At 36.6% G+C, this 26778-nt stretch carries 27 protein-coding genes; 11 read left to right on the top strand and 16 right to left on the bottom strand.

Annotated elements, in window-relative coordinates:
- Positions 1–2: 2 nt before the first annotated feature.
- From purB to J3U56_RS02410, 4 genes are all read right to left on the bottom strand, one after another.
- Positions 3–1370, bottom strand: coding sequence for an adenylosuccinate lyase (gene purB / locus J3U56_RS02425; RefSeq protein WP_267366573.1), 1368 nt, complete (start codon positions 1368–1370; stop codon positions 3–5).
- Positions 1371–1416: 46 nt separating this feature from the next.
- Positions 1417–2064 carry a high frequency lysogenization protein HflD gene (gene hflD, locus J3U56_RS02420; RefSeq protein ID WP_267333035.1) on the bottom strand — a complete coding sequence of 216 codons (648 nt, stop codon included), beginning with the start codon at positions 2062–2064 and terminating at the stop codon, positions 1417–1419.
- Position 2065: 1 nt separating this feature from the next.
- Entirely contained in the window at positions 2066–3184 is a 1119-nt protein-coding gene (gene mnmA, locus J3U56_RS02415) for a tRNA 2-thiouridine(34) synthase MnmA (protein ID WP_267333034.1), read from the bottom strand.
- A gap of 242 nt (positions 3185–3426) precedes the next feature.
- Positions 3427–4116, bottom strand: a complete 690-nt coding sequence (locus J3U56_RS02410; RefSeq protein WP_267333033.1) for a LexA family transcriptional regulator — start codon at positions 4114–4116, stop codon at positions 3427–3429.
- A 152-nt stretch (positions 4117–4268) separates the two neighbouring features.
- On the opposite strand from J3U56_RS02410, the gene J3U56_RS02405 reads away from it, so the two are divergent.
- The gene (locus tag J3U56_RS02405; RefSeq protein WP_267333032.1) at positions 4269–4496 is read left to right on the top strand and encodes a helix-turn-helix domain-containing protein; all 228 of its coding nucleotides are present in this window, start codon (positions 4269–4271) and stop codon (positions 4494–4496) included.
- A 49-nt stretch (positions 4497–4545) separates the two neighbouring features.
- Here the strand turns inward: J3U56_RS02405 and tpiA are convergent, their stop codons facing one another.
- Entirely contained in the window at positions 4546–5310 is a 765-nt protein-coding gene (tpiA, locus tag J3U56_RS02400; protein ID WP_267366571.1) for a triose-phosphate isomerase, read from the bottom strand.
- Positions 5311–5410: 100 nt separating this feature from the next.
- Here tpiA and zapB point away from each other — a divergent pair, with 100 nt between their 5' ends.
- The 4 genes from zapB (at position 5411) to J3U56_RS02380 (ending at position 8883) form a co-directional block, all read left to right on the top strand.
- Complete coding sequence (gene zapB / locus J3U56_RS02395; protein WP_267333031.1) at positions 5411–5656, top strand: cell division protein ZapB; 246 nt, start codon at positions 5411–5413, stop codon at positions 5654–5656.
- A gap of 81 nt (positions 5657–5737) precedes the next feature.
- Positions 5738–7042, top strand: a complete 1305-nt coding sequence (locus J3U56_RS02390) for a DUF2868 domain-containing protein (protein WP_267366569.1) — start codon at positions 5738–5740, stop codon at positions 7040–7042.
- A gap of 1 nt (position 7043) precedes the next feature.
- Positions 7044–8402, top strand: coding sequence for a DUF3482 domain-containing protein (locus J3U56_RS02385; protein WP_267343873.1), 1359 nt, complete (start codon positions 7044–7046; stop codon positions 8400–8402).
- Positions 8350–8883, top strand: coding sequence for a C40 family peptidase (locus J3U56_RS02380; protein ID WP_267333028.1), 534 nt, complete (start codon positions 8350–8352; stop codon positions 8881–8883). Before J3U56_RS02385 ends, J3U56_RS02380 begins: the two co-directional genes overlap by 53 nt.
- An 88-nt stretch (positions 8884–8971) precedes the next feature.
- Here J3U56_RS02380 and J3U56_RS02375 read toward each other — a convergent pair whose 3' ends face one another.
- From J3U56_RS02375 to rsmE, 8 genes are all read right to left on the bottom strand, one after another.
- A complete protein-coding gene (locus J3U56_RS02375) occupies positions 8972–10159 on the bottom strand; it encodes a pyridoxal phosphate-dependent aminotransferase (protein WP_267366567.1) in 1188 nt (395 codons plus the stop codon).
- A 267-nt stretch (positions 10160–10426) separates the two neighbouring features.
- Entirely contained in the window at positions 10427–13969 is a 3543-nt protein-coding gene (gene nifJ / locus J3U56_RS02370; protein WP_267333026.1) for a pyruvate:ferredoxin (flavodoxin) oxidoreductase, read from the bottom strand.
- Positions 13970–14306: 337 nt separating this feature from the next.
- Positions 14307–15344 carry a phosphoribosylformylglycinamidine cyclo-ligase gene (gene purM, locus J3U56_RS02365; protein WP_267333025.1) on the bottom strand — a complete coding sequence of 346 codons (1038 nt, stop codon included), beginning with the start codon at positions 15342–15344 and terminating at the stop codon, positions 14307–14309.
- A 100-nt stretch (positions 15345–15444) separates the two neighbouring features.
- Complete coding sequence (gene ruvX / locus J3U56_RS02360) at positions 15445–15855, bottom strand: Holliday junction resolvase RuvX (RefSeq protein WP_267333024.1); 411 nt, start codon at positions 15853–15855, stop codon at positions 15445–15447.
- Between the two features lie 3 nt (positions 15856–15858).
- A complete protein-coding gene (locus tag J3U56_RS02355) occupies positions 15859–16416 on the bottom strand; it encodes a YqgE/AlgH family protein (RefSeq protein WP_267333023.1) in 558 nt (185 codons plus the stop codon).
- A 19-nt stretch (positions 16417–16435) separates the two neighbouring features.
- A complete protein-coding gene (locus J3U56_RS02350) occupies positions 16436–16888 on the bottom strand; it encodes a GNAT family N-acetyltransferase (protein WP_267333022.1) in 453 nt (150 codons plus the stop codon).
- An 8-nt stretch (positions 16889–16896) separates the two neighbouring features.
- Positions 16897–17847, bottom strand: coding sequence for a glutathione synthase (gshB, locus tag J3U56_RS02345; protein WP_267366565.1), 951 nt, complete (start codon positions 17845–17847; stop codon positions 16897–16899).
- 194 nt (positions 17848–18041) lie between these two features.
- Positions 18042–18773 carry a 16S rRNA (uracil(1498)-N(3))-methyltransferase gene (gene rsmE / locus J3U56_RS02340; RefSeq protein WP_416379646.1) on the bottom strand — a complete coding sequence of 244 codons (732 nt, stop codon included), beginning with the start codon at positions 18771–18773 and terminating at the stop codon, positions 18042–18044.
- 95 nt (positions 18774–18868) lie between these two features.
- Here rsmE and folB point away from each other — a divergent pair, with 95 nt between their 5' ends.
- The 4 genes from folB (at position 18869) to J3U56_RS02320 (ending at position 20955) form a co-directional block, all read left to right on the top strand.
- Complete coding sequence (folB, locus tag J3U56_RS02335) at positions 18869–19240, top strand: dihydroneopterin aldolase (protein ID WP_267333019.1); 372 nt, start codon at positions 18869–18871, stop codon at positions 19238–19240.
- 22 nt (positions 19241–19262) lie between these two features.
- Entirely contained in the window at positions 19263–20255 is a 993-nt protein-coding gene (locus J3U56_RS02330; protein ID WP_267366563.1) for an MBL fold metallo-hydrolase, read from the top strand.
- A 63-nt stretch (positions 20256–20318) separates the two neighbouring features.
- Positions 20319–20525 (top strand): hypothetical protein, encoded by a 207-nt coding sequence (locus tag J3U56_RS02325; protein ID WP_065633386.1) that lies wholly within the window; start codon positions 20319–20321, stop codon positions 20523–20525.
- A 1-nt stretch (position 20526) separates the two neighbouring features.
- A complete protein-coding gene (locus J3U56_RS02320; protein ID WP_065633385.1) occupies positions 20527–20955 on the top strand; it encodes an EamA family transporter in 429 nt (142 codons plus the stop codon).
- Here the strand turns inward: J3U56_RS02320 and moeA are convergent.
- From moeA to rsmI, 3 genes are all read right to left on the bottom strand, one after another.
- Positions 20947–22173, bottom strand: a complete 1227-nt coding sequence (gene moeA / locus J3U56_RS02315) for a molybdopterin molybdotransferase MoeA (protein WP_267366561.1) — start codon at positions 22171–22173, stop codon at positions 20947–20949. The genes J3U56_RS02320 and moeA overlap by 9 nt on opposite strands.
- 157 nt (positions 22174–22330) lie before the next feature.
- Entirely contained in the window at positions 22331–23422 is a 1092-nt protein-coding gene (ychF, locus tag J3U56_RS02310) for a redox-regulated ATPase YchF (RefSeq protein ID WP_267333016.1), read from the bottom strand.
- A 185-nt stretch (positions 23423–23607) separates the two neighbouring features.
- The gene (rsmI, locus tag J3U56_RS02305; protein ID WP_267366559.1) at positions 23608–24435 is read right to left on the bottom strand and encodes a 16S rRNA (cytidine(1402)-2'-O)-methyltransferase; all 828 of its coding nucleotides are present in this window, start codon (positions 24433–24435) and stop codon (positions 23608–23610) included.
- A gap of 352 nt (positions 24436–24787) precedes the next feature.
- Here rsmI and nlpD point away from each other — a divergent pair, with 352 nt between their 5' ends.
- Entirely contained in the window at positions 24788–25900 is a 1113-nt protein-coding gene (nlpD, locus tag J3U56_RS02300) for a murein hydrolase activator NlpD (protein WP_267333014.1), read from the top strand.
- 117 nt (positions 25901–26017) lie between these two features.
- The gene (gene gpmA / locus J3U56_RS02295; RefSeq protein WP_267333013.1) at positions 26018–26770 is read left to right on the top strand and encodes a 2,3-diphosphoglycerate-dependent phosphoglycerate mutase; all 753 of its coding nucleotides are present in this window, start codon (positions 26018–26020) and stop codon (positions 26768–26770) included.
- Positions 26771–26778: the final 8 nt, after the last annotated feature.

The raw sequence follows: 26778 nt of genomic DNA, 5'->3' as shown, positions 1-26778 counted from the left end.
GATTAGAGCTTATCTACAAAATTCACCGCATAACCAATATAATTAGCTGGTGTTAGCTGTTTTAATCGAGTTTTTTCCTCTTCAGGTAAATCTAAGGATTCAATAAACTGTTTCATGCCCTCTGCATCAACTCGTTTGCCACGTGTTAATTCTTTCAATTTTTCGTATGGTTTTTCTATACCATAACGGCGCATCACTGTTTGGATTGGTTCAGCTAATACTTCCCAATTACGGTCAAGTTCGTCAAGCAAGTATGCTTGGTTTACTTCTAACTTATTTAGGCCTTTTAAGGTTGATTGGTAAGCAATAATCGCGTAGCCAATCCCAACGCCTAAGTTTCGTAATACAGTCGAATCGGTTAGATCGCGTTGCCAACGAGAAACCGGCAATTTACTGCCTAGATGATTCATAATGGCATTGGCAAGACCTAAATTACCTTCTGAATTTTCAAAATCAATAGGATTGACTTTATGTGGCATGGTTGACGATCCGATTTCGCCTGTTACCGTTTTTTGTTTGAAGTGATTTAAAGCAATATAGCCCCAAACATCGCGATCGAAATCGATCAGGATAGTATTAAAACGCGCAACACAATCAAAAAATTCAGCGATATAGTCGTGTGGTTCAATTTGAGTTGTGTAAGGATTCCATTTTAGGCCTAATGAACTAACAAACGCTTCGCTTAAATTGTGCCAATCAACATGCGGGTAAGCAACCATATGCGCATTATAGTTACCGGTAGCCCCATTTATTTTTCCTAATATTTCAATGGATTGAAGCTGATTAAATTGGCGTTTTAATCGATAGGCAACATTGGCAAACTCTTTGCCAATAGTTGTGGGTGTAGCGGGTTGTCCATGGGTTCTAGCTAGTAAAGGTAAGTTGCAATACTCTTTTGCTTGCAACGTAATTTTATCAATTACTTGTTGCCAATAAGGTAGTAAAACAGTCTCTTTTGCTGTTTTTAGCATCAAAGCATAAGATAAATTATTAATATCTTCAGAAGTGCAAGCAAAGTGAATAAACTCATTAATAGCATGGAGTTCTTCATTCGTACTGACTTTCTCTTTTAGAAAATATTCAACGGCTTTTACATCGTGATTGGTTGTTTTTTCGATCGCTTTAATGCGTAATGCGTCGTCTTGATTAAATTGTTCAACAATTTGGTTTAAATGATGAGTGGCTGACTGACTTAGTGCTGGAATTTCAGGAATATTTTCTTGTGAAGCTAATTTTTGTAACCAACGAACTTCAACTTCAACGCGGTATTTTAATAAACCAAATTCGCTAAAAATGGTACGTAATTCTATTGTTTTATCACCATAACGACCATCAATAGGTGAAAGGGCTGTAAGTGCAGATAATTCCATCGGTTCAACTCCGTGACTCTATTTAAGTATCATATAAAAATATAAATTAAATTGTTGTATTGATATCTTGTAATAATTGTTGTGCCGCATTATTGATTCGTTTTCGACAAAATAAAAACTGTAATCGACCACCTCCAACTTGATACCATAACATTGCAGAACGAACACAACCCAGTAGCGATGTTCTTACTTTAGCTTGCACTAGTGAGTTTTGTAAAAATTCTGGTTTGCCTATAACTTTTATTTTGGTCGCTAAAGGACTAATAATATCGGAGTAGATCCCCGCTAATGAGTATGATAAATCTTCAATATTGTTATTAATGGTATCAATATTTGTATCGGGGTAAAGACTCGCAATGCGTTTAAGTCGCTGATCGATCTTATCTAAAGCATCATTATTTTTTATTAATTTGCTGGTAATATTTAATGTGCCAAAAAGATAACGAATAATTTCGATCTGCTCTTTTTGCCCTGAAGAGAGCAATTGGATAAGTGTTTGTAATCCCGTTTTTATGTTTTCAAGTCCATCATAAACATCTGCTGTTGTTCTGGGCGAAGTTTCAAACACGCTTTTAATTGATCGTTCATAAAGCGCGTTACTGCATACCCCTGTATTGGCCAGTTGAGGAATTAATATCGCACTTTGTGCAACACCGGCAAGGGCTATAGCAATATGATGATATTTATTATTCATTTTAAAACTCCTTATTGCCCATAATTCTCTCTTCTATAATACCACCCCCAAGGCAAACTTCACCTTGATAAAAAACAGCGGATTGTCCTGGCGTTACGGCGGCAACAGGATGAGCAAAGATCACTTCAATTTTATCCTCAGATAAAGGATTTACACGGCAAATAATATCTTCTTGACGGTAGCGAGTTTTTACCGTGCAATTAAATGGCTCAGTGACGACTTGCCTATCTACCCAATGCAATTGACTGGCAATTAATCCATTTGAAAATAGGGCAGGATGATCGTGTCCTTGCGCTACAATTAATTCATTATTGATAAGATCTTTATCAACAACATACCAAGGCGTATCATCGGCTTGTTTTAAACCACCAATGCCAAGTCCTTTACGTTGTCCTAATGTGTGATACATCAAACCTTGATGTTGACCAATGACTTTGCCATCCACGGTTCTGATAGGACCGGATTTAGCCGGTAAATAGCGCGCAAGAAATTCAGTAAATTTACGTTCGCCAATAAAACAGATTCCTGTTGAGTCTTTTTTGGCAGCAGTGGCTAAACCTAATTGTTTCGCTATTTCACGAACTTTAGGTTTTTCAAGTTCACCAACAGGGAAAAGGCTTTGACGAATTTGTGCTTCGCTTAGTGTGTAAAGAAAATAACTTTGGTCTTTGTTGTTGTCGATGCCCCGTAATAATTCGACCTTGCCGTTGTGCTCACGTTTGCGTACATAATGCCCTGTTGCAATAAAATCTGCACCAAGATCTTCGGCTGCATATTCCAAAAATGCTTTAAATTTGATTTCTTTATTACATAAAATATCCGGATTAGGTGTTCGACCTGCTTTATATTCGGATAAAAAATGTTCAAATACATTGTCCCAATATTCAGCCGCAAAATTGATTGTGTGCAATTTAATATTCAATTTATCACATACGGCCTGAGCATCAGCTAAATCAACGGATGCAGAACAATATTCTTCGGTGTCGTCTTCTTCCCAGTTCTTCATAAATAATCCAACAACTTGATAACCTTGTTGCTGTAATAAATATGCTGAAACAGAAGAGTCAACGCCGCCAGACATGCCGACAACAACTTTTTTGGATGTATTTAAATTTGGCATAATAACAAAATAATTAGACTAAAAATTTAGGACAATTCTATCATATTTGGATAAAAAAGCATAAAGCTATACCTGTATCAATTTGGTTAATTCTGCAAAGCTTATTTGCAATAATTGGGCCTACGCAATATTTTGAACATTTTTAAACGCAATTTTTGCTCGATATTTGCACGGAAAAAAACGAATTTGTCTTTTTTTTAGTCACTTATTCATGCATGAACAAGTGACTTTATTTATGATAGTTAATTTAGTTTTTTCAGAAGATAAACAACATGACCAATAATTTCAAAATCGAGAGGTGAATTTTTATTAACCATAATAGTTGGATATTTCGAATTGTCACATAATAAGGCTAAATTAGAACCTTGATTTTGAATTCGTTTTATACTGATTTGATCATCATACTGTACTGCATACAAATAACCATCAATAGGTTTGCAATATGCTTTATTAATGATAAGAATGTCGTGGTTTGCGATTGTAGGTTCCATACTATCGCCTTTAGCCCATACCGCAGTTAAATCATCATTATGACAATCTTGATGTTTAAGTAAGCTCGTTTCGAAGGGAATAGATTGAATGTCGGCTAAAGAATTACTCGTTTTATTTAGATTGTGGAAAGGTATATGTATTGATCCTCGATTTTGTGATTCACTTAACAATCTACATTCGCCTTTTCCTGTTGCTAACCATTCTATTGGAACTTCACACTTATGTGCAATGATGGCCAAGCGATTAAGTGAAGGATAAGTTTTACCAGATAGATAATCTCGAATTACAGCTTCAGACATACCTACTTTTTTAGCAAAAGCATTACCTGATAGTCCTTCTAAGACTAATGTTAATCGATTTTTGAAATTTATCACCCCTGTGTTTATTAAAATCGACGTTTTTTCTTGCTCATTAAGTGTTTTAAAGTTCTTTTTGTTCATTTTCTATTCCATTTCATGTGTTTTTTTTGTTTTTGTAGTTTTGTTTCGTTTTTTTATATGTTATTCTCTGCCGGTAAATTCATATCTATTCAGCGTTGTAATACCGATAATCATTACAATAGCAAAAAAATTAACCAATAGAGGATCTCATAATGAGAGAACAAGATCAAGACTGGTCACCATCAAGAGTCGTGGGCGAAATTAAAATTAGAGGTGGAAATTTAAGAGCTTTATCAAGAGCGAGCGGATTACAAGCTGATACTTTAAGAAATGCGCTATATCGTCATTGTCCTAAATACGAAAGAATTATTTCTGAATATTTGCAGGTTCCGGTTGAAACTATTTGGCCTTCTCGCTATGCCCCAACTGGAAAAAAATAGTTTAAATAAAATTCTATAAAAAAAAGACGCCCTTACAGGCGTCATTAAATTATTTTTTAGCTTGTTCTGCTGCTTTAACAATCGCTGCAAAAGCATCGGCTTTTAGTGATGCACCACCGACTAATGCACCATCAATATCTGGCTGAGTAAATAGCTCTGCTGCATTTTTATCATTTACTGAACCACCGTATTGGATGATAACTTGCTCAGCAACATTAACATCTTGCTTAGCGATATGTTCACGAATAAATTTATGTACAGCTTGGGCTTGCGCAGGGGTAGCTGATTTACCTGTACCAATTGCCCAAACGGGTTCGTAGGCAATAACTGCACCATTGAATGCTTGTACTCCTAATGCTTTGATAACCACGTCAATTTGACGAGCACAAACCGCTTGTGTTTGTCCTGCTTCGTTTTCAGATTCTGTTTCACCAATACAAAGTACCGGCACAAGTCCTGCATCTTTTAACACGCCGAATTTTTTAGCAATATATTCATCTGATTCTTTATGATAAGTGCGTCGTTCAGAGTGCCCAATAATAACATGTGTTACACCAATTTCTTTTAACATGTTAGCTGATACTTCGCCCGTAAATGCCCCTGAAAGATTCACATCTACGTCTTGTGCACCTAAAATGATATTTGAACCGCCTAACTGATGTTTAACAAAATCAAGATAGACAACAGGTGGTGCTATAGCGATACTGCATTCAATATCAGTAGATAGCTCATTTCGAAGTCCTTCTACTAAGTTTTTAGCCATATCAATGCTACCATTGAGTTTCCAATTCCCCATGACTAGTGGTTTACGCATAATTTTCTCCAACTTAAAGTTTAAAATAGTGTTGATTTTAGAATGAATTCGCTATAATGGTTTGCATTATACACCAAATATTTTGAGCTTGAGGAAAAATATGTCATTAGAAATTTTGAACCAATTAGAAAATAGAATTCAACACACTGTTAATACAATCACTACTTTGCAACAAGAAATTGCAACGTTAAAACAAGGTAATCAAGAGCTAGAACAATTAATTAATGATAGTTCTGACGAAATGAAAGCATTGCGAGACGAAAACGAAAAACTTAAACAAGATCAACAAATATGGCAACAACGTATTCAAACTTTATTAAGTAAAATTGGTGAAATTACACAATAAGTTGTTATATCTGTTTGTTAACGCGGCATATGTCGCGTTTGTTTTTGTTATTCATTAAAGTGATGGCGAAAATTATACACAATGCGTGAAGAGTTAAAATCATTATGGATTGCTCAAACTATTCATTTAATTGAACAAGAATCTGGGCGTTTTGCGGATCAAGACATTAATCGACAAGTAAGAGCCGCTCAAACTTCATCTATTAATCGCATTGTGATGCGTGCCTTAATGCTGTCTAAAAAAAATGGATTATTTTCAGCCCAACAGACGTTATTACGGGCAGCAAATCTCTCTTTCATTATATTAATTTTTCTTTCTATTATGCTTGGCGCTTCATTAGCGTTAAGTGCCTTAAGCCAAGATCCGATTAATTTATATTGGGCTTTGTTTAGTCTATTAGGGGTACATTTAGTCACTTTAATCGTTTGGTTAATGTCTTTTTTCTTTTTTTCAAATTGGGGTGGCAGTATATTGGTTTACTGTTGGTTATGGTTAACTAAAAAATTTTCACAAAAAAAGACTGTCCAACAACTTATTCCCGCTTTTGTTGAACTATTTGGTAGTCAAATTCGCTGGCTAATTGGTTTTATACTTAATCTTTTTTGGACTTTTATATTAACGAGTGCACTGGTGGTATTAGTTGTACTGTTTTCAACTGAACATTATCGCTTTGAATGGAAAACAACTTTATTAAGCTCTGGTACTATTATTGATTTAACGCATTATTTAGGTTCGATACCTGCTTTAATTGGTTTTACCATCCCTAATGATGATGTTATTCGAGCGAGTGAGCACGCATTAAATTCTGGCGATACCCGTTTTGCTTGGGCTGTTTGGTTATTGGGTGTATTTATTGTTTATGGTGTAGCTATTCGATTTTTATGCATGATAGTTTGTGCTATAAATTGGTTGATTTGCAGTCGAAAAGTGAAATTGGACACCAAACATCCACATTTTCAGGTTTTAACTAACGAGTTACAACCTATTTCAGTGAATATAGAAGATGAAGATAAGCATGGGGAGCGTTCCATAAATTATTCACCTTATCATTATGTTGAAAATGCAAAGGGCGCTTTTTTAGTCGCAATTGATATCACGGAAAGCTGGACCCCACCAAATTCGGTTACGTTTTTAGGCTTTTTAAATACGCGAGAACAGCGGCGTAACATTCTAGATTATTTGCAATTAACGCCAGCTAAAAAGTTATTGATCGCTATTGATACCGATAGAGCACCAGATAGAGGTATGTTAAATTTAATTAATCAGCTTATGAATAAATCACAGCAAAATCGCCTTTGGTTTATCAATAACGGTAAGCAAATGAAAAACTGGCAAGCTTTATCGCTACAATTAGCAACACCCACTTGGTTAAGTGAGGAGTTTTGACATGTTAACAACATTAAAATTAGCTGTAGTCGGGCATGCCAATGTCGGTAAAACGTCTTTATTGCGAACTTTAATACACAATAGCCAATTTGGTGAAGTTTCAGATAAACCTGGGACCACAAGGAATGTCCAGTCCATTACATTACCTTTAGCACATCATCAATCTATCATTTATTATGATACGCCTGGATTGGAAGACAGCTTAGCGTTGTATGATTATATTCATCAATTAACTATCGATAGCGGTAAACTAGATGGGATCGATAAATTAACGATTTTTTTACAAAGTCCAGAAGCCGAAAATAGTTTTGATCAAGAAGCAAAAGTCATCCGACAATTGCTCAAAAGTGATGCGGCAATCTATGTTATAGACGTGCGTGAGCCGATTTTAGATAAATATCATGATGAGCTTGCAATACTTGCGAGTAGTGATAAACCAATGCTTGCCGTATTAAATTTTACCGCAAGCGAAAAAGAAAATGAAAAGGAATGGAAAAGATTACTCTCACGCGTGGGGATACATGCTATCATACGGTTTGACGCTATAGTTCCGCCCCTAGATGGCGAGGAACGATTATATAAAAGTCTTGCTTTATTGCTCGAACCTGCCAAAAAGATCTTAGATCAATGGTTAGATCAAATTGCACAAATGCGGCAATCTCGTCATCAAAGTGCTAACTTGATTATTGCGGAAGCACTGGTTGATGTGACTGCCTTTTACAAGATGGCAAAAATTGATGATCAACAGGCAATTGCTCAAATGCAAGATCAAGTTAGAAAGCGCGAACAATTGGCAATAAATGAATTGTTGAAACTTTATCAATTTAATTCTGATTTAGAGAGTTTTGAGACTTTACCTTTAATAAAAGGGCGCTATAATGCAGATCTATTTAATATTGATGCATTAAAACGAATGGGTGTGCATTTGACGAAAGGTTTTGTGTCAGGTGCAACTATTGGGGCAAGCATAGATTTAGCTACAGGCGGAATTACGCTTGGCTCAGCTGCTTTAATTGGAGCAGCAGTAGGCAGTATAATGCAAACTGCCAAACATTATGGTTCTAGAATGCGGTATCAGCTTTCTGGTTATAGTAAACTAAGTGTTGATGATGTTATTATTTGTTTTCTTTCTTTACGGCTGCTTAGTCTGAAAGAAAGTTTAAATCATCGCAGCCATGCGAACACTCATCCGATTAAGTTGTCAAAATTAGAACAACAAGAGTGGGAAAAAGGTGTGTTGCCAAAAGAGTTAAAAATAGCAAGACGCTATTCGCAATGGTCGACTTTAAATAAAGGAACAAAAAGAAATGACAAAAAAAGACAATCGACGATCAAGCATGTTGCCGAACAACTTTTTTAGTGTGAAGAAGCGATTTTTAATAACGACTTTGCTTTTTTCTCTTTTTATGTTATTTGGATGTAGTACAAGTCAAGGGCAGGTATCAACGAAAACCACTAAACCTGACCCGCAAATGTTAGCAAAGATTGAATCTCACTATAAAAAATGGCAAAAAACCCCATACCGGTTCGGTGGAACGACATTATCGGGTAGCGATTGTTCTGGTTTAGTTGTTAATTTTTTCAAAAATAAACTGTCTAAGACATTACCGCGAAGTGCATCAGCTCAAGCTCAATTAGGTTATAAAGTCTCTCAACCTAAAGCAGGTGATTTAGTATTCTTTAAAACTGGTCGTAGCCAAAGTGGTCTACATGTTGGTATTTATTATGCTGATGGTAAATTTTTACATGCATCAACTTCTAAAGGCGTAATTTATTCCAGTTTAAATGAGGATTATTGGAAAAAACATTATTGGATGACGCGTCGCTTAACAGATGGTTAGTCAACTCAATTGAATACAAATTAATAAATTAAAAAGCTCTCTAAGTTAACTGATTTCGAGAGCTTTATTATTTTTGAGCATTGCTAAATTAAATTTTCCCCTGTTCTTTCAATTCACGCATTACATTAGCCACATAAAGCATTTCACCTGGTGTTCCAAGTGATATTCGACACCAGTTTGTAGCTGGTGCAAAATCTCTACCAATTAATATAAATTTTTGTTTCATCAATTCACGATATTTATTCAAATCAATTGGCGTTTGGTGAAATATGAAGTTTGTTTCTGATTTAAGATAATGCAGCCCAAGGTCTGATAATGTTTTTTCCATAATTTCCCTCGATACATCAACAGCTTTTTTGGAATAAGTCAGATATTGTTTATCTTTCATCGAAGCCAAAGCAGCACAAACACCACAATAATTAAGTTTTTCACCTGCGACATATTGTGAAATATTTTGTATGTGAACTTCGGTACTAACAACATAACCAACACGTAATCCCGCCATTGCGTGTATTTTTGAAAATGTTTTAAGTAATACAATATTTCCGTAACCTTGTGTAATAAATTTATCGGCAGACTTAAAGGTTGGATCATTGACAAATTCGGCATATGCTTCATCAAAAATAAAAATAGTATTGTTAGGTTTGCTCGCTACCCATGATTCAATTTCAGGTAAACCAAACACAGTAGAAGTTGGATTATTAGGGTTAACTAAATAAACTATTGAGAATCCTTGATGAGCTTCAACGGCTTTTCTTAACCCGTTGATATCAATTTTCCAGTCATTTAAACAAGGTACTTTGGTTATTTTTAAATTAAAAATTTTAGCAAATTGTTCTCCATCACTGTAGGTAAGTTCAGGTATAACTAGCTGAGTATTGGGTTTTACAAAAGCAGCGATGGTGCTTCTAATACCTTCTGATGAACCGGCAGTCAAGAGTATTTGTTTTTCACTGACATTATGATGTTCTGCTAATGACTGACTTAAAATCGGCATCTCCGCTTTAGCATAACGGTTAGCTTTAGGAACTGCATCAATTGCTGCTTGTTTGGCTGAAGGTGACATACCTAAAGCATTCTCATTAAAGTTAAGCCTTACTGGATTATTTGCATCAGGTGTTACAACTGTATCAAGGATGGGCAATGAAAAAGCGATCGATTTTTGCACTTCTTGAGCATGGGCTTTGGACAGTAATTGATTTATTGATAAACCAGCAATTGCCGCACCAGAGAATGTTAATAAACTTCGACGGCTGATATTTAAATTTGCATCCATTATTCACCTCACCATTTGTTGATCTTCTGTCGGTAATAGTTTGATGCAATATTTATACCAGTTTCAATTGCCGATTATGTAATGCTTAATTTTGTTATCTAAGTCAAGAACATTTGTATTTATTGTATTGGTAAGTGTGAGTAGGGGAAATGTTGAAATGCACTCTATTGGTGCTTTTTTGCACAATTAAATCTTTTTTTTAAATACTGCGCTTATTTAACAATGATAAATAAGCGCAGTTAATTTGGTTAATCTTGATAAGGTTAGTTAACTATCAGCAGGCGTTTCAATATCTGAGTAGGTTGATAACATCTGCAAAAACTTATACTTCGAGTTAACCATTTTTGTTGATCGTTCATGTAAAGTATTCGCAACAGCCGGCTCTAATGTCTCTAATCGTCGGAATCGTTGTTCTTTCAGTAGGATATCTGACAATGATTCACTATTTGGTGATTTAGAGTCTAATACTAAACCTGGTTTTCCTTCTGCTACGCGGCGTGGATCATACCGATAAAGAGGCCAGAATCCCGATTTGACTAAATCTTTCATCTGTTCATGTGATTTAGCCAGATCATAGCCATGTTCTTCACAAGGACTATACGCGATAACAAGTGAAGGTCCATCATAGGCTTCGGCCTCTTGCAGCGCTTTAAGTGTCTGATTGAGCTGAGAACCTAATGCTATTTGCGCAACATATACATGACCATACATCATTACACTTATGCCTAAATCTTTACGTGCTTTGTGTTTCCCTAGATCGGCAAATTTAGATACTGCACCCATTGGTGTTGCCTTCGATTGCTGACCACCTGTATTTGAGTAGCATTGTGTATCTAATACTAAAATATTGACGTTATCAGTTAAACTCATCACATGATCAAGCCCACCAAAGCCAATGTCATAAGCCCAACCATCGCCACCAATAGCCCATACTGACTTATCAATTAAATAGTCTGCATCTTGCATTAATTCTTTAGCTTCGATCGAATCCAAGTGTGCTAATTGTTCACGTAATATAGCAATTTGTGCGCGTTTATCTGCAATCGAAACATCTGCTGATTGTAAGGCTAGGGTAATTTCGGGTGAGATTTCACCGGCAACATGCTCTAATAATCGTAAAACGCGTTTTTTATGTTGATCATAAGTAATACGGTAACCCAAAGCAAATTCAGCATTATCTTCAAATAATGAGTTAGCCCAAGCGGGTCCACGACCACTACGATCGGTAGTATAAGGCGTAGAAGGTAAATTTCCACCATAAATCGATGAGCAGCCGGTTGCATTGGCAATGGCTAAATGATCACCATAGAGCTGGGTTAACAATTTAATATAAGGTGTTTCACCACAGCCTGCACATGCTCCCGAGTATTCAAATAGCGGTGTTAGTAATTGTGATGTACGGATATCAATACGTTCAAGCGTTTTTATATCACGATCGGGTAACGCCGAGAAATAGTCATAATTAATTCGTTGGGTATCGAGGTTTTCAATACGCGGACGCATATTAATTGCTTTAATATCGAAGTTATTTCGATCTCGGGCAGGACAAACTTCAACACATAAATTACAACCTGTACAATCTTCAGGCGCAACTTGCAATACATAGCGTTGACCTTTCATGTCACGTGCTTTCACTTCGAGCGAGCTAAGCGACTCAGGTGCATTAATCATATCATCTGGCGCTACAACCTTGGCTCGAATGGCTGCATGTGGGCAAGCAACCGCACAGTGGTTACATTGCGTGCAAAGCTCGGGTTGCCAAATAGGTATCTCTTCAGCAATATTACGTTTTTCCCATTTTGTTGTTCCGGTTGGCCAAGTGCCATCAGGGGGAAAAGCCGATACAGGCAAGCTATCACCAAGTCCTGCTAGCATTGTTGCTGTAACCATTTTAACAAAATCAGGTGCGTTATATGGCACAATAGCTGGGCGTGATGTGCTACTTTCATCGACACAACTTAATGGGATTTGTTCGAGTGACGCGATAGCTAAATCAAGCGCTTTCCAGTTATTTTCAACTAATTCTTGCCCTTTACTACTGTAACTTTTGGCAATGACTTCTTTTAATTGAGCAATACTGAAGTCATTTTTAAATATTTCTGAAAGATGAAAAAAAGCCGCCTGCATTACGGTATTAATTCTTGCACCTAAATTACATTCACGTGCTATTTTAGCTGCATTGATGATATAAAAGTGCGCTCTTTTTTTAATTAATTGTATTTGAACTTCTTTCGGTAAGCGATGCCAAATTTCATCTTTACTATAAGGGGTATTGAGTAAAAAAATGCCATCATCTTTAAGTTTTTCAACAATCTGATATTTATCAATAAATTGATCTTGATGACAACCGATAAAGTGTGCACTCGTAATTAAATAAGGCGAGTCTATCGGTTCTAAATTAACACGTAAATGAGAAGTCGTTAAGCCACCTGCTTTTTTAGAGTCATAAACAAAAAATCCCTGAACATAAAAGGGCGAACTATCCCCAATAATTTTGATATTATTTTTTGTTGCCGACACTGTGCCATCACTGCCAAGCCCATAAAATAGTGCTTCAAGTGCAGATTTTTGAGGAATAGACTTTTCAGGTAAGGGTAACGATAAACCGGTAATATCATCATAAATACCCACAGTAAAACGAGGGCGAGGATTTTCTAATTGTAGTTCTGTAAAAATAGCCAGAACACAGCAAGGATCAAACTCTTTTGATGATAAACCATAACGTCCACCAATTATTTTGGGTATATTGCTTCGTTCGCCTTGACTAAAGCTTTCTGCAAAAGCTGTCATTATATCTAAATAAAGTGGCTCAGCTTGAGCACCGGGTTCTTTAGTTCTATCTAATACCGCCACTTTTTTAACACTAGTCGGAATAACTTCCAGAAAATGTTTGGCGGAAAAAGGGCGATATAACCTAACAATTACCACACCCACTTTTTCATCATTTTTATTCAAATAATCAACGACTTCTTTACTAGTACTTGCACCCGAACCCATGATAACTATTACTCGCTCGGCATCATTAGCACCATAATATTCGAATGGCTGATACTTTCGACCTGTTTGTTGTTCAAAAGCGTCCATCGCATCGACAACATGCTGATAAGTGTTATTGTAATAAGGATTGACTGCTTCACGGCATTGGAAAAAGGTATCTGGGTTAGCTGATGTACCTCGTATAACCGGTTTATCCGGTGTTAAAGCTCGAGAACGGTAAGCTTTAATGGCTTCATGGGGTAAAAGTTGATGGATATCTTCGTCAGTCAGTGGATAGATTTTATTGACTTCGTGTGAGGTTCTAAACCCATCAAAAAAGTGGACAAAAGGCACACGACTATTAAAGGTTGCCATTTGCGCGATTAATGCTAAATCTTGTGCTTCTTGTACCGAGCTTGAGCAGAGCATCGCAAAACCAGTTTGTCTGATTGACATCACATCGGAGTGATCACCAAAAATTGATAGAGCATGAGTCGCAACGGTACGTGCAGCAACGTGTAAAACAAATGGTGTCAGTTCCCCAGCGATTTTATACAGGGATGGAATCATCAGTAGCAAACCCTGCGATGAGGTAAATGAGGTAGCTAATGCACCTGTCATTAACGCGCCATGCACAGTTGAAATCGCGCCTGCTTCAGATTGCATTTCAACCACTTTAGGGATATCCCCAAACACGTTAGGTTTATTGAATTCAGCCCATGTACTAGCTTGTTCTGCCATTGATGAACTTGGTGTTATTGGATAAATAGCAATGACTTCGTTTGCACGATAAGCAACGGAAGATACCGCACTATTAGCATCTGATATGATCATTAAAAAACCTTGTATTCTAGAGTATTATGACATTACTTAGTTATAATAATTAATATTATTGTACCAGAAAGTAAGATAGCTTTTCGTTATTTTTATGTTAAATTTTTTGTTTAACTCTTTGAATTTTTGAGTGACTGAAATCGATATTAATAGAGTTGAAAATTTAAAAAAGGGCATAATTAATCAACCCAATAGGCAATAAAAAATACCTGTTTGGTAATTTATCAACTTAACGATAAAACCTTCTAATAATAAGGGTGGTTCTCTACTACGTTTTACCTATTGCTTATTATTATCCAACCTGTATGGTTGGATAATAATAGTGTTAACCACTTGGCTATTTTATTATTACACGTTCGTTTGACGTTGAGTGTTTAATTTCACCGAGTAACCAAGCCTTTTCACCTTGATTATTGAGTATGGTAATGGCTTTAGCTGCAAGTGATTTAGGTAGCGCAATAATCAATCCAACTCCACAGTTAAATGTTCGGTACATTTCGTGACGATCCACATTACCTGCCTGCTGTAGCCAATTAAAGATTGCAGGCCATTGCCAACTGTTTTCATTAATTATCGCTTGAGTATTGTCGGGCAAAACGCGCGGAATGTTTTCCCAAAATCCACCACCAGTGATATGTGCTATGGCATGCACATCAATTTGCGTAATTAAGTTTAGAATCGATTTTACATAGATTTTTGTTGGTGCAAGTAAGTGATCGGCCAGCGTTTTGTCTTCTAATTGTGTTTTTGCTGGATTTACCCCACTCACTTCGATAATCTTCCGTACTAGCGAATAGCCATTGGAGTGTGGCCCACTCGATGCTAAAGCAATCAACGCATCACCATCTTGTACTTTGCTGCCATCAATCATTTCCGTTTTTTCAACAACACCCACACAAAATCCTGCTAAGTCATAATCATTACCATGATACATGCCTGGCATTTCAGCTGTTTCACCGCCAACTAATGCACACCCCGCTTGCTTACAGCCTTCAGCAATCCCTGTGACGACTGTAGTTGCTACATCAACGTTAAGTTTACCTGTGGCATAATAATCAAGGAAAAATAGCGGTTCTGCACCTTGCACAATAAGATCATTAACGCACATCGCAACTAAATCAATGCCAATTGCATCATGTCGATTTAAATCCATCGCCAGACGGAGTTTAGTACCAACGCCATCTGTTCCAGATACTAAAATAGGCTCTTTGTATTTTTGCGGAATTGCACATAGTGCACCAAATCCGCCTAAACCCCCCATGACTTCTGGGCGCTTAGTCGCTTTTACTACTGATTTGATTCGATTAACGAGTTCGTTACCGGCATCAATATCAACGCCAGCATCTTTATAACTTAGAGAGTTGTTATTTGACACGAGGAGTAATCCTTACAATAGAAAAATTGCTGATATTTTAGCAAGGAAGCAATGGAATGGCGATCTATAATTATATGAAATAACCAATTAATTAACATAATTAATTGGCTTCAAACCAACTTTCTAGAATGATAATTGCTGATGTTGCATCAACATGCCCCTTTTCCAGCGCTTTATAACCACGAGAAGCAAAAATATGGGATTTTGCCTCAACGGTAGATAGCCGTTCATCTTGCAGATGGACTTGATAACCAAACATACCATGCAAACGATTAGCGAATTTACGTGCTCGAGCAGTTAACGGTTGTTCAGTCCCATCCATGTTAAGTGGTAAGCCTACAACCAAATAGTCAGGTTTCCACTCATTTAACATTTTTTCAATTGCTTGCCAATTCGGAATACCATCACGCGCTTTAAAAGCGCATAATGGATTCGCTGTTTTGGTAATATCTTGCCCAATCGCAGCGCCAATGCTCGCAGTTCCAAAATCAAATGCAATTATTGTTGCCATTTATTATGCATTTCCCATTTGGTGCGAAATCGTATTTATGTTAATACCGAGTGATTGCGCTGCTTTTTGCCAACGATCTTCAATTGCGGATTCAAAAATAATTTTTGGATCAACATCTGTCACTAACCAATCATTACGTGCTACTTCAGCTTCTAATTGCAGTGACTGCCACCCAGAATAACCTAATGCTAAAAACATATCTTTAGGTTGCTCAGGCGAACCGATTGATTTTAGTAGATCAAGCGATGTGGTAATCATTATATCATCCGAAATTTTTATGCTGGATGCAAACCCTTGTTGCGGCGTATGCAAAATAAATCCCTGTTCTTCAGCTATTGGTCCACCAGCAAAAACAGGATGCTCAAGTTCAGCACAGTTTTTACTTGCGGTAATTTCAAGGCGAGCTAAGACTGCGGCGACATTAAGATCTTGTATTGGTTTATTGATAACAATCCCCATTGCCCCATCACGATTATGTTCGCAAATATATACAACAGATCGACTAAATGTTGGCTCAGTGATAGTTGGCATTGCCACGATAAAATGATTTTTTAAATTCATATGCTCACATTTCTATAGTTTATAATGCACATTTGCCAATTTTTACATGATGTTGGATATTACAACGCATCAATAATTCAGGTTCGTTACTCTCTTCATTGATTGATTCGTTTATAATTTCAAATTGTTGCGATAAAAAAAAGTTAATTGCAGAACTATTTTTCTTATAAACATGTACTAGTAACTCACTATGGCGCTGCTTAGCTTTTTCAACTAGCGCTTTACCAATGCCTTGCCCACGATATTCAGGTACAACAAAGAGACCCGAGATGTAATTTTCGGTTACGCCAATGAAACCTTTAACACCGTTAAGATCTTGTACATACACCGTTGACATCGGAATTAACATTTTGACAATGTCATAATTTTGTTTAAAAAATTGCGGATCAATAAAGCTATGTGCTTGTTGGTTACCTTCAAGCCATATATTCATCACTGTGTCTAAATCTTTACTTTGAAATTCTCTAATCATTTTTTTCTCTACTTATTTAATCGACGTTCAATCGCATCCATTAACATACCGGTAATAGAAAGTTTGGGGTTTTCTGATTCAATCTCACGTACACAGGTTGGACTTGTTACATTGATTTCAGTTAGTTTATCACCAATAATATCTAAACCAACAAACAGTAAACCTTTTTGTTTTAATACGGGTGCTATGCTTTTAGCAATCTGCCAATCACTTTCACTTAATGCTCTAACTTCCCCATGACCACCGGCAGCAAGATTACCTCTGGTTTCGCCTTTTTGAGGGATTCTGGCTAAACAATAAGGAACGGGTTCACCGTCAACAACTAAAACACGTTTATCACCATCTTTAATAGCCGGTATGTAGGTTTGAGCCATACAGTAACGGCTATTATGTTCTGTAAGTGTTTCAATAATTACCGAGACATTAGGATCGCCCGTTTTTATTCTGAAAATCGAGGCGCCGCCCATACCATCAAGGGGTTTTAAAATAATATCGCCGTATTTTTGATAAAACGATTTTAGTTGATTGGTTTGACGGGTAACGAGTGTTTCTGGCGTAAATTCAGCAAACCATGCAGTGAATAACTTCTCATTACAATCTCGCAAACTTTGTGGTTTATTCACCACCAGTACACCTTTTGCTTCAGCCCGTTCTAGAATATAAGTTGCGTAGATAAATTCAGTATCAAATGGTGGGTCTTTTCGCATTAATATTACGTCGAGTTCACTTAATGGCAGCGTTTGTTCATCTCCCATATCAAACCAGTGAGAGTTATCATTATGAACGGTTAAAGTACGAATGGTTGCATAAGCTTCACCGTTTAGTAAGAACAGGTCGTTCATTTCCATATAAAAAAGTTGGTAGCCTCGTTTTTGTGCTTCATGTAACATGGCAAAACTGGTGTCTTTTTTTATTTTTATTTGGCTAATTGGATCCATTACAATACCAAGCTTAATCATGGTAACTCCTTACTGATTTTTATTGGTTTTACTAACACGATATTACGTTGTGCGATTTTATACCGTTTATAAGGTATGTTTGAAACATTGTTGATAAATGGCGTTATAAAATAGCATTTAATTATGCTGGCAACTATCATACTCGTTACTCAATGAGATGCAAATAAACATTTATTATCACGCTTTTTTATTGATTATCCCAAATCACCAAAACGAACTTGTAATGCAGTTATGGCTGTTAGCGCCGCTGTTTCGGTGCGTAAAACTCGTGGTCCTAGTAATAGGTCAGTAAAATGATATTGATGAGTCAAATTTATTTCGTCATCTGAAAGCCCACCTTCCGGGCCAATAAGTAAATTGAGGGTGTTATGTTCGCACGCTAATTGATTAATACCTTGCTTAGCTTTAGGGTGAAGATTAAGTTTTAGTCCGTCAGTTAAATTTGCACACCAATTTTCTAATTTTACAACTGGATTTATTTTAGGAATGATATTACGTCCACATTGTTCACAAGCAGAAATCACGATTTTTTGCCATTGTTGTACTTTTTTTTCCAGCCGTTCCTCATCGAGTTTGACTCCACAACGTTCAGAAAGTAAAGGTGTAATACTTGCAACACCTAGCTCGACTGATTTTTGGATAGTAAACTCCATTTTTTCGCCACGAGATATGACTTGTCCTAAATGGATATTTAATGGTGATTCACGATCATCTAAAATCAAATCCTTTGTTGTTACCTTTACAGATTTTTTATTAATCTCGTGTATGGTCGCGGGCAAGATGTGGTTTGAACCATCAAAAAGGGTAATCTCTTCACCGACTTTCATTCTTAATACACGAATAAGATGATTGAAAGCGTCATTATTTAATTCTATTAGGCTATTTTGCGAAAGCGTATAGGGTTGAAAAATTCGGGTCATAATGATCGTTATTTAATATTATTTGCAATAAATTATAGCGTAAATTCTCAATATTCGGTAATCTCTATTTTCACGCAATTAAGCTTTCGGAATTTGAGATAATGAGTGTACAGAGCAAAGATAGGGTATTAATTGAAGGATTAACCACATTAGCAACAATTGGCGTATATGAGTGGGAAAAAACCATCAAACAAAAACTAATACTTGATCTAGAAATGGCATGGGATAATCAACCTGCTGGCGAACATGATGATGTTGCACTTTGTTTGGATTACTTTAAAGTGAGTCAAGCTGTAACAGATTTTATCACTTCAACCGCATTTGAATTAATTGAAAGTGTTGCTGAGCGTGTTGCACAATTAATCATCCAACAATTTGCCGTGAAATGGATAAAAATTAAAGTCTCCAAACCAAGCGCAATTGCTAATGCAACTAATGTAGCGGTTGTGATTGAACGGACATCTCGTTTTTAATAACACAAGTATAGATTTTATTATGAACAATTCACCTGATGCCATTTCTAATCAATGCCATCGAACCGCTAAAGGTTTTCAAAATGAACAACCATTTAAAATAAAATTGCGGGATATTTGGCGTTGGCATCGACAACGAAAAGTTTTACCACCCAAAATGGGGTACGATGCATTTAGACAAACGTGGTGTGAAAATATAGATTTAACGTTGAGCGGTGACCGCGTTTGGTGGATAGGGCATTCAACAACATTAATCCGTTTAAATAACAAAATAATATTGACCGATCCTATTTTTTCACAGCGAGCATCACCTTCACAATGGATGGGGCCTAAACGTTTAACCCCAGCAGCAATAAGTATTGATAAGCTTTCTCAGCTTGATTTTATTGTTATTTCGCATAATCATTATGATCATCTTGACTTTACTAGCATTAAACAGCTTATTATGCGGTTTGCTAATGTTACACTGCTTGTTCCGCTAGGATTGAAAAATAAATTAATCAAATGGGGCGCACAAAATGTTATAGAATTGGATTGGTGGGATTCAATTAACATAAATGATATTACGTTTACTGCCACGCCGGCTCAGCATTGGAGTAAGCGAGGACTATTTGATACCAATAAAGTATTATGGTGTGGTTGGATGATGCAGTCTAATTGTGATGGCTTAACTAAGACAGTTTATTTTATGGGCGATACCGGATATTCACCCAGTTTAAAAAAAATTAATGAACGTTTTAGCAAAATTGATTTAGCCTTAATTCCAATCGGTGCTTATGCGCCAAGGTGGTTTATGCAATCACAGCATATCGATCCCGCGCAAGCAGTGCAGTTATATGATGAACTTAATTGTCAATCTGCCATAGCTATTCATTGGGGAACATTTGAATTAGCCGATGATCCATTAGATGAACCTCCTGAACTATTAAGCTCACTTAAGCACTCGCGTCAGTTTTATTTATTGAAAATAGGCGGTAGTTTAGCTATTAATCCCGAGAATTATGAATTAAAATAATATTAATCACCAATAACATAAATAAATTAAAAAAGCCATTGGCCTAGAATATTGAGGAAACATATGAAATCTAATCTTATTGCGTTGTCATGCTTAGTCATGAGTTTAACTTTAGTTGGTTGTGGTGGCAAAAATGATGAAGGCAAAAAATACCATTGGTCAAAAGCACATGGCGTTTTAGAAGATTGCCGTGGTGTGATGAATAAATCACAACAGTGTGAAACTAACGGTAATAATCAGCAGTATTTGTTTCAAATAGATAGGTATTAACATGAGTGCTTGGCTCATTTATGCATTATTATCGGCAATTTCGGCTGCTTTTGTCGCTATTTTAGGTAAAATTGGTTTACAACATCTTGATGCCAACACGGCAACGGCTATTCGAGCAATTGTAATGGCTATCTTCTTAGTGGGCGTTGTGGTAGTACAAGGTAAACTAAATTTGATAAGCACTTTTTTGAATGACAAAAAAGCGTTATTTATCATTGCACTTAGTGGTATTGCTGGCGCTCTATCTTGGTTGTTTTATTTTATGGCAATTAAAGAGGGCAAAGTATCTCAAGTTGCCCCCATAGATAAGCTAAGTGTTGTTTTTGCTGTTATCTTTGCCGTCATTTTATTTGGTGAAAAAATTTCCTTTCTTGCCAGTATTGGCGTTTTAATGATTGCCGCTGGTGCAATTTTAGTTGCACTATTTTAGTAGTGCATTAAATAGCTCAACGGTAACACGTTCACCTTTTTTAACATTGCCTCGTTCTTGTTCAAGCAAAATAAAGCAGTTAGCGCGATTGAACGATTGTGTTATGTGCGATCCTTGTTGACCAGTTGTGGTAACGGCTAGCTCACCTTGATCATCAAGGTAGAGTTTGCCGCGTTGAAAATCCATGCGGCCGATACTTTTTTTCAAATCACAGGCAGTTTTGACGGTAAAAGATGTATTGATCGATGAGCGTTGTTGTCCACTTAAGGTTAAAATTATTGGTTGAACTAATTGATAAAAAGTCACTAATGTTGAAACCGGATTACCCGGTAATCCACAAAATAATGCATCGCCAATTTTACCCAGTGCAAACGGTTTTCCGGGTTTGATGGCAATTTTCCAAAAATCAATTTCGCCCAATTGTTCTAAAGCCATTTTGGTATAATCGGCATCACCAACCGAGACTCCACCACTTGTGATGATTAAATTAGCTTGTTTAGCGGCATTAGATAACGCCTGTTTGATTTGCATGGGATCGTCAGGAATAATACCAAAGTCGATAATTTCGCAGTTTAGTTTTTGTAATAATAATCTTAAGGTGAAACGGTTACTATCATAAATACTAGCGTTATTAGATAAAGGCTCACCAATAGAGGTTAATTCGTTACCAGTAGAAAAAATAGCAACGTTTAATTTTTTAAATACGGTAAGTTGATTAATTCCTAGGGTTGCAAGGGTTGATAGGGTTGGTATGGTTAATTTAGTGCCACACTCAACGATAATGGCATCTTTCTTTATGTCTTCCCCGCATCGACGAATGTTATCACCGCTTTTTACTTCATTTAAAAATCTAATTCCAAAATCCGATTTTTCGGTTTGCTCTTGCATGACAACGGCATCGGCCTCATTAGGTAAGACCGCACCTGTCATGATTCGTAAACATGTGCCTTTTGGCCAATGAAGATTGTCAACATCATCGCCTGCATAAATAACGCCTGCTACTGGTAGATTTTTGGCGTGTTCAATATCCGATAATCTTACCGCATAACCATCCATGGCTGAATTATCAAAACTTGGCACATTCATCGGCGATATTACTGGTTTTGCCGTTATCCGATCGAGGGAGTCAAGCAAACTCACTTGCTCACAATTGGGTAATTTTATGGACGATACGGCTTGCAGAATTTTTTGTTTTGCTTGTTCAAAAGTGAGTAGCATAAAAATGAGCCTTGTTTAATTTTAAAAATCCATTTTGTTATTCACTAACAAGAAGAGTTAACTAGTAAATAGCTTTTAATAAAAACATGATTTGTTATCAAGTTATGGTTAAATTCGTTTAACAAATCGTCGCCTAATGGCGACGATATAAGCAGGATTAGACATTAAATAAGAAATTCATAATGTCACCGTCTTGTACGACATAATCTTTACCTTCAGAGCGCATTTTACCGGCTTCTTTTGCGCCTTGTTCACCACCATATTTAATGAAATCATCAAAAGCGATAGTTTGTGCGCGAATAAAGCCTTTTTCAAAGTCGGTATGAATTTTACCGGCTGCTTGTGGGGCGGTATCCCCGACCGAAATCGTCCATGCGCGAACTTCTTTAACGCCCGCTGTAAAATAGGTTTGTAAATTAAGTAAGCTGTAGCCTGCGCGAATGACTCGATTAAGCCCAGGTTCAGTTAAACCAAGGTCTTGCATAAATTCATCACGATCGGCATCGTCAAGTTCGGCTAATTCTGCTTCAATAGCAGCACAGACCGGTACCACTACTGATTTTTCTTGAGCAGCTATAGCTTTCACTTTTTCTAAATATGGGTTATTTTCAAAACCATCTTCATTTACATTGGCAATGTACATGGTTGGTTTTAACGTTAAAAAACTTAGGTATTTAATCGCTTCGAGTTCTTCTTTACTTAAGTCTAAAAGTAATAATTTTTTTCCTTGCTCTAAATGTGGTAAACATTTTTCAAGGATTTCTAACTCAAATTTGGCCTCTTTATCTCCACCTTTAGCTCGTTTTTGTACACGAGTTATCGCACGTTCACAGGCTTCAAGATCGGAAAGTGCTAGTTCAGTATTGATAATTTCGATATCTTCTGCGGGATCAATCTTACCAGCAACATGGATAATATTGTCGTTTTCAAAACAACGAACCACATGACCAATAGCTTCAGTTTCACGAATATTAGCCAAAAATTGATTACCCAAACCTTCACCTTTTGATGCGCCTTTCACTAAACCGGCAATGTCAACAAACTCCATTGTTGTGGGTAACGTGCGCTGTGGTTTTACAATTTTAGCCAATTCATCTAAACGTGGATCGGGCATAGGTACAACACCAGTATTGGGTTCAATTGTACAAAATGGAAAGTTAGCTGCTTCAATACCTGCTTTAGTTAATGCGTTAAAAAGAGTTGACTTGCCAACATTTGGTAGTCCGACAATACCACATTTAAATCCCATACTTTTAATTACCTTTTATTCTAAAATAGCTTGAAAATAGAGGCTAATTATATACTAAATCGTGCCGATTGTGCCAATGTTCTTCATGTTGAATGCAAAGTTAGCAAAATTATTCGCAGGTTTATTCAATAACCGCGCTTTAGTTGATTGCAACAAGTAAGACATATATCGCTATTTGTTTATGGTTAATTCTCGACAGTTAAACCGAGTTGATAAAGTTGATTTTTTTTAAGCCCATAAATTTCAGCTGTTATGGCAGCCGCTTTTTTGAGCGGTAACTCTTTTTGCAATAATTTTAAGGTATTAATCACGTTTGCATCGATATCCTCATCGCTTTTAGTGTGACCTTCAACAATCAAAACAAATTCACCTTTTTGACGATTAGTATCTTCATTCAACCAATTAATTAACTCTGCAACAGGGTAACTGACTATGGTTTCCCAAGTTTTAGTCAGTTCTTTGGCAAGCACAATCATTCTTTCATCACCAAAAACCGTTTGCATATCGTGTAATGTATCTAACAAACGATGCGTCGATTCGTAAAAAATCATTGTGCGTGATTGATTAACTAGCTTAACCAAACTGTCTTGTCGTGCTTTCGTTTTAGCCGGTAAAAATCCTTCATAACTAAATTTATCAGAAGGAAGACCAGCAACCGAGAGCGCGGCAATTGCTGCGCAAGCGCCAGGAATAGGCACGACGTTGATATTATTTTCACGACAAGCTTTGACTAAATGATAGCCCGGATCATTAATTAATGGCGTACCTGCATCGGATATTAATGCGATGGATATTCCTGATTTAAGTTTTTCAATCAAAATTTGGGCTTTTTGCTGTTCATTATGATCGTGTAAAGAAAACAGTTTAGCTTTTATGGCTAAATGCTGTAAAAGTAAACCGCTATGGCGGGTGTCTTCGGCCGCGATAAGATCAACACTTTTAAGTGTTTCAATTGCTCTGAGCGTAATATCATCTAGATTACCGATAGGGGTTGCAACAATATATAAAGTCATTATGTTAAGTCACATTCAATTTTGGTTGAAAAATACGATAAATATACTATACGAACTAGCATTTTATTGTATATACTCACCACTTTCAAAATAAATCCTATTTGGGATCGAATAATCGATTAATTCAATGTTGGTAAGATATTAATCATCTGTAGAGCAATCAACGATATTGTTGATCAACAAATGGTATTTTTGTGCTAAATTAATAGCAATAAAGCAGAAATTAAATCTAACAATATAAACTGCTTTGGTTATTATATTCGACCAGCATAAAAAATAATCTATATAATAGCTTTTTACAATAAAAGCGATAAAATATGCACATAAAAATATATGAATGAAGGGTGTTGCTTTGAAAAAGATTCTTACATTAAGTTGTTTAAGTTTATTGATTGTGGCCTGTACACAGTCAAATCCTGCTGAAATTGAGGATATTTCTGATTCATCATCGAGTAATGGTGTGACACAGGGTTATAAAAAACCACCAGCTAATATTTCAACCGGTGGCAGAATGTCAACGCCGGTGAGTTCACCAACAACTTATTCGACGCCTTCATCAAGACCTGTTACTACAACGACAACCAGTGTTCATAATAATGTGTTAACGACTAATGAACGAACCGTTTATAACCGTAATTATGACGAAATTCCTAAAGGTGGTTACAAAGGCGATACCTATACAGTTAAACGCGGTGATACACTATTTTATATTGCATGGGTAACGGGAAATGATTTTCGATCTTTAGCGGCTAAAAATAATATTAAAGAGCCTTATGGTGTCAATGTTGGACAAGTACTCGATGTAAGTGGCGGCACAACAGTTGTAACGCAAACACAAAAGACAACATCTAATCATACTTCTTCTCCTTCTATGGTTTACATGGATGATGATAAGACTACCGCAGCAGCACAAGCCAAAACTAAACCGGTAATGACAACAACCACTACTACGACTACTACCACATCTGGTAATAATCAACCCCCTAAAACTACTCAAAAAACTGAAACGGTGACTGAGCCACTTAATAATACATCTAGCCCTAGCATCAGTGCGAATAGTTCAGCTAATATACCTGTAACATCCTCGCCGGTATCAAATGTGGCAAATATTGCGTGGCAATGGCCGGCAAAAGGTAAGATTATTGAAAAATTCTCAAATGCAAGCAAAGGTATTGATATTGCAGGTTCATTGGGTGACAAAGTTGTAGCTGCTGCTGACGGTCGTGTTGTTTACTCAGGTAATGCTTTACCCGGTTATGGTAATTTAATCATCATTAAACACAATGATGATTATTTAACTGCCTATGCACATAACCAATCAATTTTAGTAAAAGAGCAACAAGCAGTGAGGGCAGGCGAACAAATTGCCACAATGGGCGCAACAGGGACTTCATCGGTAAGACTGCATTTTGAAATCCGTTATAAAGCACAATCTGTTGATCCATTGAAATACTTATCAAAATAATTGAAGTTTTATGTAAGCTTTATTGATACATAAAACGCATAATGCACGGTGTTTTCCGTGCATTATTATGAATACAAATTTAACCGTTTTATTCTACGAAACAAAGGAGTTATACTCATGGCAGTAAAAAAATTAGTGCTTATTCGACACGGAGAAAGTGTTTGGAATCAAGAAAACCGTTTTTGTGGTTGGACAGATGTTGATTTATCTGAAAAAGGTAAAAAAGAAGCAGCTGAAGCTGGACAACTTTTAAAGAAAGAAGGGTTTACTTTTGATTTTGCTTATACTTCTGTTTTAAAACGTGCAATCCATACTTTATGGCATGTTTTAGATGCAGTTGATCAAGCATGGTTACCGGTTGAAAAAAACTGGAAGCTTAATGAACGTCACTATGGTGCATTACAAGGTTTAAATAAAGCAGAAACAGCGGCTAAATATGGTGATGAACAAGTCAAATTGTGGCGTCGTGGTTTTGCAATTACACCTCCAGCACTTGAAAAATCAGATGAACGTTTTCCTGGACATGATTCACGTTACAGCAAATTACCTGAATCAGAATTACCATTAACAGAAAGCCTTGCATTAACGATTAAACGTGTGCTTCCTTATTGGGAATCAACTATTGCGCCACGTGTTGCTAAAGGTGAGCGTGTGATTATTGCAGCACACGGTAACTCTTTACGAGCATTAGTCAAACACCTTGATAACATCAGTGATGATGACATCATTGAACTAAACATCCCAACAGGTGTGCCTTTAGTGTATGAATTTGATGACAACATGAAAGTGATTAAACACTATTATTTAGGTAATGCTGATGAAATTGCTGCAAAACAAGCAGCGGTAGCAAACCAAGGTAAAGCAAAATAATTAATATT

Origin of the sequence: Gilliamella sp. B2824 (assembly GCF_026536245.1) — a bacterium.
Taxonomy (GTDB): Bacteria; Pseudomonadota; Gammaproteobacteria; order Enterobacterales; family Orbaceae; genus Gilliamella.
Note: the sequence above shows the minus strand (reverse complement) of the source record. Positions and strands in the feature narration are given on the sequence as shown.

Bases quoted from the DNA above. Each gene is read 5' to 3' on its own strand.
- purB (WP_267366573.1), bottom strand. From the start codon at position 1,370: ATGGAATTATCTGCACTTACAGCCCTTTCACCTATTGATGGTCGTTAT.
- hflD (WP_267333035.1), bottom strand. From the start codon at position 2,064: ATGAATAATAAATATCATCATATTGCTATAGCCCTTGCCGGTGTTGCA.
- mnmA (WP_267333034.1), bottom strand. From the start codon at position 3,184: ATGCCAAATTTAAATACATCCAAAAAAGTTGTTGTCGGCATGTCTGGC.
- J3U56_RS02410 (WP_267333033.1), bottom strand. From the start codon at position 4,116: ATGAACAAAAAGAACTTTAAAACACTTAATGAGCAAGAAAAAACGTCG.
- J3U56_RS02405 (WP_267333032.1), top strand. From the start codon at position 4,269: ATGAGAGAACAAGATCAAGACTGGTCACCATCAAGAGTCGTGGGCGAA.
- tpiA (WP_267366571.1), bottom strand. From the start codon at position 5,310: ATGCGTAAACCACTAGTCATGGGGAATTGGAAACTCAATGGTAGCATT.
- zapB (WP_267333031.1), top strand. From the start codon at position 5,411: ATGTCATTAGAAATTTTGAACCAATTAGAAAATAGAATTCAACACACT.
- J3U56_RS02390 (WP_267366569.1), top strand. From the start codon at position 5,738: ATGCGTGAAGAGTTAAAATCATTATGGATTGCTCAAACTATTCATTTA.
- J3U56_RS02385 (WP_267343873.1), top strand. From the start codon at position 7,044: ATGTTAACAACATTAAAATTAGCTGTAGTCGGGCATGCCAATGTCGGT.
- J3U56_RS02380 (WP_267333028.1), top strand. From the start codon at position 8,350: ATGACAAAAAAAGACAATCGACGATCAAGCATGTTGCCGAACAACTTT.
- J3U56_RS02375 (WP_267366567.1), bottom strand. From the start codon at position 10,159: ATGGATGCAAATTTAAATATCAGCCGTCGAAGTTTATTAACATTCTCT.
- nifJ (WP_267333026.1), bottom strand. From the start codon at position 13,969: ATGATCATATCAGATGCTAATAGTGCGGTATCTTCCGTTGCTTATCGT.
- ruvX (WP_267333024.1), bottom strand. From the start codon at position 15,855: ATGGCAACAATAATTGCATTTGATTTTGGAACTGCGAGCATTGGCGCT.
- J3U56_RS02355 (WP_267333023.1), bottom strand. From the start codon at position 16,416: ATGAATTTAAAAAATCATTTTATCGTGGCAATGCCAACTATCACTGAG.
- J3U56_RS02350 (WP_267333022.1), bottom strand. From the start codon at position 16,888: ATGATTAGAGAATTTCAAAGTAAAGATTTAGACACAGTGATGAATATA.
- gshB (WP_267366565.1), bottom strand. From the start codon at position 17,847: ATGATTAAGCTTGGTATTGTAATGGATCCAATTAGCCAAATAAAAATA.
- folB (WP_267333019.1), top strand. From the start codon at position 18,869: ATGAGTGTACAGAGCAAAGATAGGGTATTAATTGAAGGATTAACCACA.
- J3U56_RS02330 (WP_267366563.1), top strand. From the start codon at position 19,263: ATGAACAATTCACCTGATGCCATTTCTAATCAATGCCATCGAACCGCT.
- J3U56_RS02325 (WP_065633386.1), top strand. From the start codon at position 20,319: ATGAAATCTAATCTTATTGCGTTGTCATGCTTAGTCATGAGTTTAACT.
- J3U56_RS02320 (WP_065633385.1), top strand. From the start codon at position 20,527: ATGAGTGCTTGGCTCATTTATGCATTATTATCGGCAATTTCGGCTGCT.
- moeA (WP_267366561.1), bottom strand. From the start codon at position 22,173: ATGCTACTCACTTTTGAACAAGCAAAACAAAAAATTCTGCAAGCCGTA.
- ychF (WP_267333016.1), bottom strand. From the start codon at position 23,422: ATGGGATTTAAATGTGGTATTGTCGGACTACCAAATGTTGGCAAGTCA.
- rsmI (WP_267366559.1), bottom strand. From the start codon at position 24,435: ATGACTTTATATATTGTTGCAACCCCTATCGGTAATCTAGATGATATT.
- gpmA (WP_267333013.1), top strand. From the start codon at position 26,018: ATGGCAGTAAAAAAATTAGTGCTTATTCGACACGGAGAAAGTGTTTGG.